We start from the raw sequence: 6,433 nt of genomic DNA on the forward strand, positions 1-6,433 counted from the left end.
CGCCCCCACGCCCCCGTGTCGGCCCCGCTCCGCTGGGACGAGCTGGACTCCGCGGAGCCCCGGGACTTCGACATCACCACGATGCCCGCCCGGTATGCCGAACTCGGCGACCTGCACGCCGACATGGACGACCACGCCTTCACCCTGGAGGCCGCGCTGGAGCTCGCCGGGCGGCAGGAGCACGACGAGGGACTCGGAGACATGCCGTACCCGCCGGACTACCCGAAGATGCCGGGCGAGCCCAAGCGCGTCCAGCCGAGCCGCGCGAAGAAGTCCGGCCCTGCCGGGGCGTCCGCCGAAGAGCCGCAGCAGGACTGATCCCTGCCGGGCGCGGGACGGCCGGATGTCAGTGGGCCGTGCCATCCTCGGAGGGGAGGAAGCGGCCGGGTGCCGTGGCGCGGAAGCATCGGGCACGTGGGCGGTGTTGATGGGGCGTTGATCAGACGTCCATCGGCGGGCGTGAGGATCGGCGGCATGTCGATGAACACCACCACCGCTCCCGCCACCGCCTCCGCGGCCCCCGCCTGGTACGAGTACGCGCTGTGCGCACAGACGGGTGCGGAGTTCTTCTTCCCCGAGCCGGGCAACTCGCTGCGGGAGGCGAAGCGGCTGTGCGCGGCGTGCGAGGTGCGGACCGGCTGCCTGGAGTACGCCCTCGCCAACGACGAGCGCTTCGGGGTGTGGGGCGGGCTGTCCGAGGCGGAGCGCCTCGCGCTGCGCCCGCGCCGCTGACCCGGCCGGCGTCCGGCCGGGCCGCGGCGGCGGCCGGTCAGCCCTTGCGGGCCGCCAGGCGGGCCGCGCGGGCGGCGAGGCGCTCGTCGAACTTGCGGGCCTCGGAGTCCAGGCCGTCCATGAAGAGGCCGAGCTCCTCCTGGGCCTGCAGGCCCTCCGGGCCGAGGCCGTCGATGCTCATGATCTTCAGGAAGCGGATGACGGGGCTCAGGACGTCGTCGTGGTGGATGCGCAGGTTGTAGACGCCGCCGATGGCCATCTGGGCGGCCATGCGCTCGAAGCCCGGCATGCCGTGTCCGGGCATCCGGAAGTTCACCACGACGTCGCGCACGGCCTGCATCGTCAGGTCCGGGGCGATGTCGAAGGCCGCGCCCAGGAGGTTGCGGTAGAAGATCATGTGCAGGTTCTCGTCCTGCGCGATGCGGGCCAGCATCCGGTCGCACACCGGGTCGCCGGACTGGTGGCCGGTGTTGCGGTGCGAGATGCGGGTGGCCAGCTCCTGGAAGGCGACGTACGCCACCGAGTGCAGCATCGAGTGGCGGTTGTCGGACTCGAAGCCCTCCGACATGTGCTGCATGCGGAACGCCTCGAGCTTGTCCGGGTCCACGGCGCGCGAGGCCAGCAGGTAGTCGCGCATCACGATGCCGTGGCGGCCCTCCTCGGCGGTCCAGCGGTGCACCCAGGTGCCCCAGGCGCCGTTCCGCCCGAACAGCGTGGCGATCTCGTGGTGGTAGCTCGGCAGGTTGTCCTCGGTCAGCAGGTTCACCACCAGGGCGATCTTGCCGATGTCGGTGACCTTGGACTGCTGCGGGTCCCAGGCCTCGCCGTCCTCGAAGAACGCCGGGAAGTTCCGGCCGTCGCTCCACGGGACGTACTCGTGGGGCATCCAGTCCTTGGTCACCTTCAGGTGGCGGTTGAGTTCCTTCTCGACCACCTCTTCCAGCGCATACAGCAGCTTCGCGTCGGTCCACGCCGCAGAGCTGCCGAGGTGGGGAGAGGTGATCGTCACGGGTACTCCTGGGGACAAAGCGAATTACCTACGGTTCCGTAGCCTACGACGCCGTAGGTTAAGCGGACCGTGAGGGTCAGCCAAGCCCCCGGCGTTCATATGACCGGTTACATCCCGTTATCTACGCAGTTGATCGAGGTGTACCGGGCCGCAGACGCGGCGAATGTCACGCAGAAGGTGGCCCCCGCCCGCCCCGCCTTGACGGCCGGACACGGCCGAACGGTGCCGGCGAGGGCCAGCGGCAGGGGCGGGGCAGGGCACGGCAGGGCAGGGCGGTGGCGGGGGGAGCGGCCCTCCGGGTCAGGCGGACCAGAGGGTCTCGCGTACCTCTTCCGCCGTCGTCGGCCGCAGGCCGCCGTCGAGCAGCAGCCAGCGGGTGATGCCGATCGACTCCAGGAACGGCACGTCGTGGCTCGCGACGATCAGCGCCCCCTGGTAGGAGTCCAGCGCGCCGGCGAGCTGGTCCGCGCTCGCCAGGTCCAGGTTGTTCGTCGGCTCGTCCAGCATCAGCAGCTGCGGAGCCGGCTCGGCCAGCAGCAGCGCCGCGAGCGCCGCCCGGAACCGCTCCCCGCCCGACAGCGCACCCGCCGCCCGGTCGGCGCGGGCGCCGCGGAACAGGAAGTGCGCGAGCCGCGCCCGCACCACGTTGTTCGACGCCTGCGGCGCGAACCGGGCCACGTTCTCCACGACCGACAGGCCGTCGTCGAGGACGTCCAGCCGCTGCGGCAGGAAGCGCGCCGGCACGTGCACGGCCACCTCCCCGGACTCCGGCTCCAGCAGCCCCGCCACCGTCCGCAGCAGTGTCGTCTTGCCCGAGCCGTTGCGTCCCACCAGGGCGATCCGCTCCGGCCCCCGCAGATCCCAATCCAGCGGTACCCCGGCGCCGTGCGCCAGACGCAGCCGGGACAGGTCCAGCACCCGCCGGCCCGGCGGGACCAGCGTCGCCGGCAGCTCGATGCGGATCTCGTCGTCGTCCCGGACCGCCTCCGCCGCCTGGTCGAGCCGCTCCCGCGCCTGCGTGAGCCGCTCCGCGTGCAGGGTGCGGTGCTTGCCGGCGGACTGCTGCGCCGCGCTCTTGAGGTTGTTCGCGACGATCTTCGGCACGCGCTTGCTCTCGTACATCTTCTGCGCGTACCGCCTGCGCCGCGCCAGCTTCACGTGCGCGTCCGACAGCTCCCGCTTCTGCCGCTGCACATGTGCCTCGGCCGCCCGCACCAGCCGCTCGGCCGCCTCCTGCTCGGCGGCCAGCTGCTGCTCGTATGCGCTGAAGTTGCCGCCGTACCAGTGGACTTCGCCCTCGTGGAGCTCGGCGATCTGGTCGACCCGCTCCAGCAGCTCCCGGTCGTGGCTGGCCAGCAGCAGCACCCCCGACCAGGACTCGACCGCCGCGTACAGCCGGCGGCGGGCCCGCAGGTCCAGGTTGTTCGTCGGCTCGTCCAGCAGCAGCACGTCGGGCCGCGCCAGCAGCAGCGCCGCCAGCCGCAGCAAGACGCCCTCGCCACCGGACAGTTCGCCGACGGTGCGGTCCAGGCCGACCGGCCCGAGGCCCAGCTGGTCGAGGGCGGCCAAGGCCCGCTCCTCGACGTCCCAGTCGTCGCCGACGGCGGCGAAGTTCGCCTCGGTCGCCTCGCCGGCCTCGATCGCGTGCAGGGCGGCACGCACACCGCGGATGCCGAGGGCCTCGTCCACGCGCAGCGAGGTGTGGAGAGTGATGTCCTGCGGCAGGTGGCCGACCGTGCCCGACACGGCCAACCGGCCGTCACGGGGCGCCAGTCGGCCGGTGATCAGCTTCAGGAGGGTGGACTTCCCGCTGCCGTTGCGGCCGATGAGCCCGGTGCGGCCGGGACCGACCGTCAGGTCGAAGCCGTCGAAGACGGGCGTGCCGTCGGGCCAGTCGAAGGAGAGCGCGGAGCAGGTGATGAATGCAGAGGTGTTACCCATGGAGGCCTCCAGGTTGCGTGAATGATGCGAGCAACTGGGGAGACAGCCGAAGACGGGTGGGATGCGCAGGTGCGCCGGATCGACCCTGTCGGTCGGTGTCTCGGACCTCAGAAGAGCAACGTCCTGCTCCGTTTCGGCGGGGATGGGTACGCCGACGACGCTACGGGCGGCCGAAGCCGCCCGCAAACGAAATAACCCGCAGGCCGCCGAGAGGGCGCCGGGAGGCCGCCGGGAGGCCGCCGAGTGGTCCTGGGCGGCCGCCGAAGGCTCCCGAAGGCCGCCGGGATCAGCGCGGACCGCGCATCAGCTCCGCCAGGCTGTGGTCCATGTCGAGGTAGAGGTGCTCGTGGCCCGGCGAAACCACCTCCGCGGACCTCCGCAGGAAACGCTGCAGCTCCGCCGTCGCCATGAGCACGATCGCGACACCCTCCGGGGCGTGGAACTCGATCGTCGTCCGGTCCCCGTCGTACGGGCGCACCCGCACGTCGCCCTGGCCCGACGGCCTGATCAGGCCCGACCTCAGCAGCTCGCGGGCGAACGTCCACGACACCTCGACGCCCTCCAGCGTGGCCGGAGCGGGGAAGGCCATCCGCACGGCGAACGGATCCGACCGGTCGTAGCAGAGAGTGACGGGTACGGTTTCCACCTTCGGTGCGGTGGCTACCAGACGTGCCTGCACGGCCTGCTCGATAACAGTGATCAAGGCTCGCTCCCTTGCGGCGGATCTGCTGCCGGGTCTGGGCTGGAGCCCGGCAACCCGATAGACGCCGCAATCGGCAAATCCGTGCACGGGCGATGACGTGAGCTGCGTCACCGATTGGCTGGAACGCGTCCATGTGATCACGTAGGGTGATCGAAGTGGGTTCGCCGGCCGAAGGGGCGCCCGCTCCGGCCCCCGTACGGGGATGAACCGAGAACGGCCGATTCACGCTCACTCCACAGGCCCAACGGGGGCCCCGGGGGCGGGAGGGCGGGCCGACGGAGTGTGCCGCGGGCGCCCTGGACGGCGCATCCGCGGTGCACTAGCTTCCGGCGCCATGAGACTCCTGAGAATTGGCATGTCCGCGGCGGCTGCTGTGGCGCTCGCCCTCACCGCCGCCCCCGCCCATGCGGGCACCACCGCACCCGCCGCCGCAGGAGGCGACAACCACGCCTTACGCGGCGCCGGGTGGGCCCTCAAGCAGACCGGCAAGGACGCCCGTTTCCGCGGCCTGGCCGCCGTCAACCGCTCCACCGCCTGGGTGGCCGGCTCCCAGGGCACCGTCCTGCGCACCACCGACGGCGGCCGCAGCTGGCAGGACGTCTCACCCCCGACCGCCGCCGCCGAAGGCCTCGAACTGCGCGACATCGAGGCGTTCGACGCCCGCCGCGCCGTCGCCCTCTCCATCGGGGAAGGCGAGGCGTCGCGGGTGCTGCGCACCGACGACGGCGGCCGCACCTGGACCGAAACCTTTCGGAACGCCGACCCGCGCGCCTTCTACGACTGTCTGACCTTCTTCGACTCCCGGCACGGCATCGCCATGAGCGACCCGGTGGACGGCAGGTTCCGCATCCTGTCCACCGACGACGGCGGGCGCAGCTGGACCGTCCTGCCCGATGCGGGCATGCCGCCCGCCCTGCCCGGCGAAGCCGGCTTCGCGGCGAGCGGCCAGTGTCTGGTCAGCGCCGGACCGCGTGACGTGTGGCTCGCCACCGGCGGCGGCGCGACCGCCCGCATCCTGCACTCGTCGGACCGCGGCCGCACCTGGCGGGCCGCCGAGTCCGGCATCCCGGCGGGCGACCCGGCCAAGGGCGTCTTCGCCCTCGCCTTCCGCGACCGTACGACCGGCCTGGCCGTGGGCGGCGACTACCGCACCGGCGAGCCCTCCCCGCAGGCCGCCGCCCGCTCCGCGGACGCCGGCCGCAACTGGACACCCGCCGCCGCCCCGCCGCCCGCCTACCGCTCGGGCGCGGCCTGGCTCCCGCACACCCGCGCCACGGCCCTCGCGGTCGGCCCGACGGGCACCGACGCCACCACCGACGGCGGCCGCACCTGGCGCCCGCTGGCCGCGGGCTCGTTCGACACGGTCGACTGCACGGCGGACGGGAGCTGCTGGGCGGCGGGGGAGAAAGGGCGGGTAGCCCGCCTCGAACGGCGCTGACCGATCGTCGGCGGGCGGAGGCCGTGCCCGGGGCTGCCGTGTGTCAGGCGTCGGGCGTGGTGAACAGGTCCATGCTCGCGAAGTGACTCGGCACGAACCCCGCCGCCCTGTAGACGGGCTCGCCGGCGGAGCTGGCGTGCAGCTGGATGTAGTGGATCCCCATGCCGTTCAGCCAGGCGACGAGCCCGTCGACGATCCGCCGCCCGTGGCCCTGCCCGCGAAAGCCCTCGTCGGTGACGATGGCGTCGAGGTAGCCGCGCCGCCCGTCGGTGTACTGGGGCCGCGGCAGGTGGTACGTCACCCAGGCCATCCCCGTCGCGACGAGCCGCTCGCCGGGCGCCCCGCCCACCACCAGGCAGTGCACGTCCGACCTCCCGCCGATCCGCTCGCGGAACCACCCGGGGGCAACACCTCGCCAGGCCGCGTCGGCAGGCCCGGGATCCACCCCCAGCGCGGCAAGCGCAACGGCCCGCAGCCGCACGAGCTCGGGAACATCGGCGGCCGTGGCGGGGCGCGGGGCGGTGTCCGCGGGCGGAACGGAATGCATCCTGACTCTCCTGTGCGGTGGCGGTACGAGCGCGGCGGAGGCGCTGTTGACAGGGTGTCAGGC

At 72.7% G+C, this 6,433-nt stretch carries 6 protein-coding genes and 1 pseudogene; 3 read left to right on the plus strand and 4 right to left on the minus strand.

Going from position 1 to position 6,433, the window contains the following annotated elements:
• Both EF903_RS26750 and EF903_RS26755 read left to right on the plus strand, forming a co-directional pair.
• Positions 1-318: pseudogene (locus EF903_RS26750) on the plus strand (ATP-dependent DNA ligase); the annotation flags it as partial.
• 162 nt (positions 319-480) lie between these two features.
• The gene (locus tag EF903_RS26755) at positions 481-732 is read left to right on the plus strand and encodes a WhiB family transcriptional regulator (RefSeq protein WP_125547399.1); all 252 of its coding nucleotides are present in this window, start codon (positions 481-483) and stop codon (positions 730-732) included.
• Between the two features lie 37 nt (positions 733-769).
• Here EF903_RS26755 and EF903_RS26760 read toward each other — a convergent pair whose 3' ends face one another.
• From EF903_RS26760 to EF903_RS26770, 3 genes are all read right to left on the minus strand, one after another.
• Positions 770-1,741, minus strand: a complete 972-nt coding sequence (locus EF903_RS26760; protein ID WP_125547393.1) for an acyl-ACP desaturase — start codon at positions 1,739-1,741, stop codon at positions 770-772.
• Positions 1,742-2,041: 300 nt separating this feature from the next.
• Positions 2,042-3,682, minus strand: coding sequence for an ABC-F family ATP-binding cassette domain-containing protein (locus tag EF903_RS26765; RefSeq protein ID WP_125547395.1), 1,641 nt, complete (start codon positions 3,680-3,682; stop codon positions 2,042-2,044).
• A gap of 286 nt (positions 3,683-3,968) precedes the next feature.
• Positions 3,969-4,385, minus strand: a complete 417-nt coding sequence (locus EF903_RS26770) for an SsgA family sporulation/cell division regulator (RefSeq protein WP_114055014.1) — start codon at positions 4,383-4,385, stop codon at positions 3,969-3,971.
• A 334-nt stretch (positions 4,386-4,719) separates the two neighbouring features.
• On the opposite strand from EF903_RS26770, the gene EF903_RS26775 reads away from it, so the two are divergent.
• Positions 4,720-5,823: an oxidoreductase gene (locus tag EF903_RS26775; protein ID WP_260615975.1), complete on the plus strand. Its 1,104-nt coding sequence runs from the start codon at positions 4,720-4,722 to the stop codon at positions 5,821-5,823.
• A 43-nt stretch (positions 5,824-5,866) separates the two neighbouring features.
• Here the strand turns inward: EF903_RS26775 and EF903_RS26780 are convergent, their stop codons facing one another.
• Positions 5,867-6,370, minus strand: coding sequence for a GNAT family N-acetyltransferase (locus EF903_RS26780; protein ID WP_125547397.1), 504 nt, complete (start codon positions 6,368-6,370; stop codon positions 5,867-5,869).
• Positions 6,371-6,433 lie beyond the last annotated feature (63 nt).

Source organism: Streptomyces sp. WAC05292 (assembly GCF_003949955.1).
Lineage (GTDB): Bacteria > Actinomycetota > Actinomycetes > Streptomycetales > Streptomycetaceae > Streptomyces > Streptomyces globosus.

Coding starts and splice junctions, on each gene's coding strand:
- EF903_RS26765 (WP_125547395.1), bottom strand. CDS start 3,682: ATGGGTAACACCTCTGCATTCATCACCTGCTCCGCGCTCTCCTTCGAC.
- EF903_RS26755 (WP_125547399.1), top strand. CDS start 481: ATGAACACCACCACCGCTCCCGCCACCGCCTCCGCGGCCCCCGCCTGG.
- EF903_RS26780 (WP_125547397.1), bottom strand. CDS start 6,370: ATGCATTCCGTTCCGCCCGCGGACACCGCCCCGCGCCCCGCCACGGCC.
- EF903_RS26775 (WP_260615975.1), top strand. CDS start 4,720: ATGAGACTCCTGAGAATTGGCATGTCCGCGGCGGCTGCTGTGGCGCTC.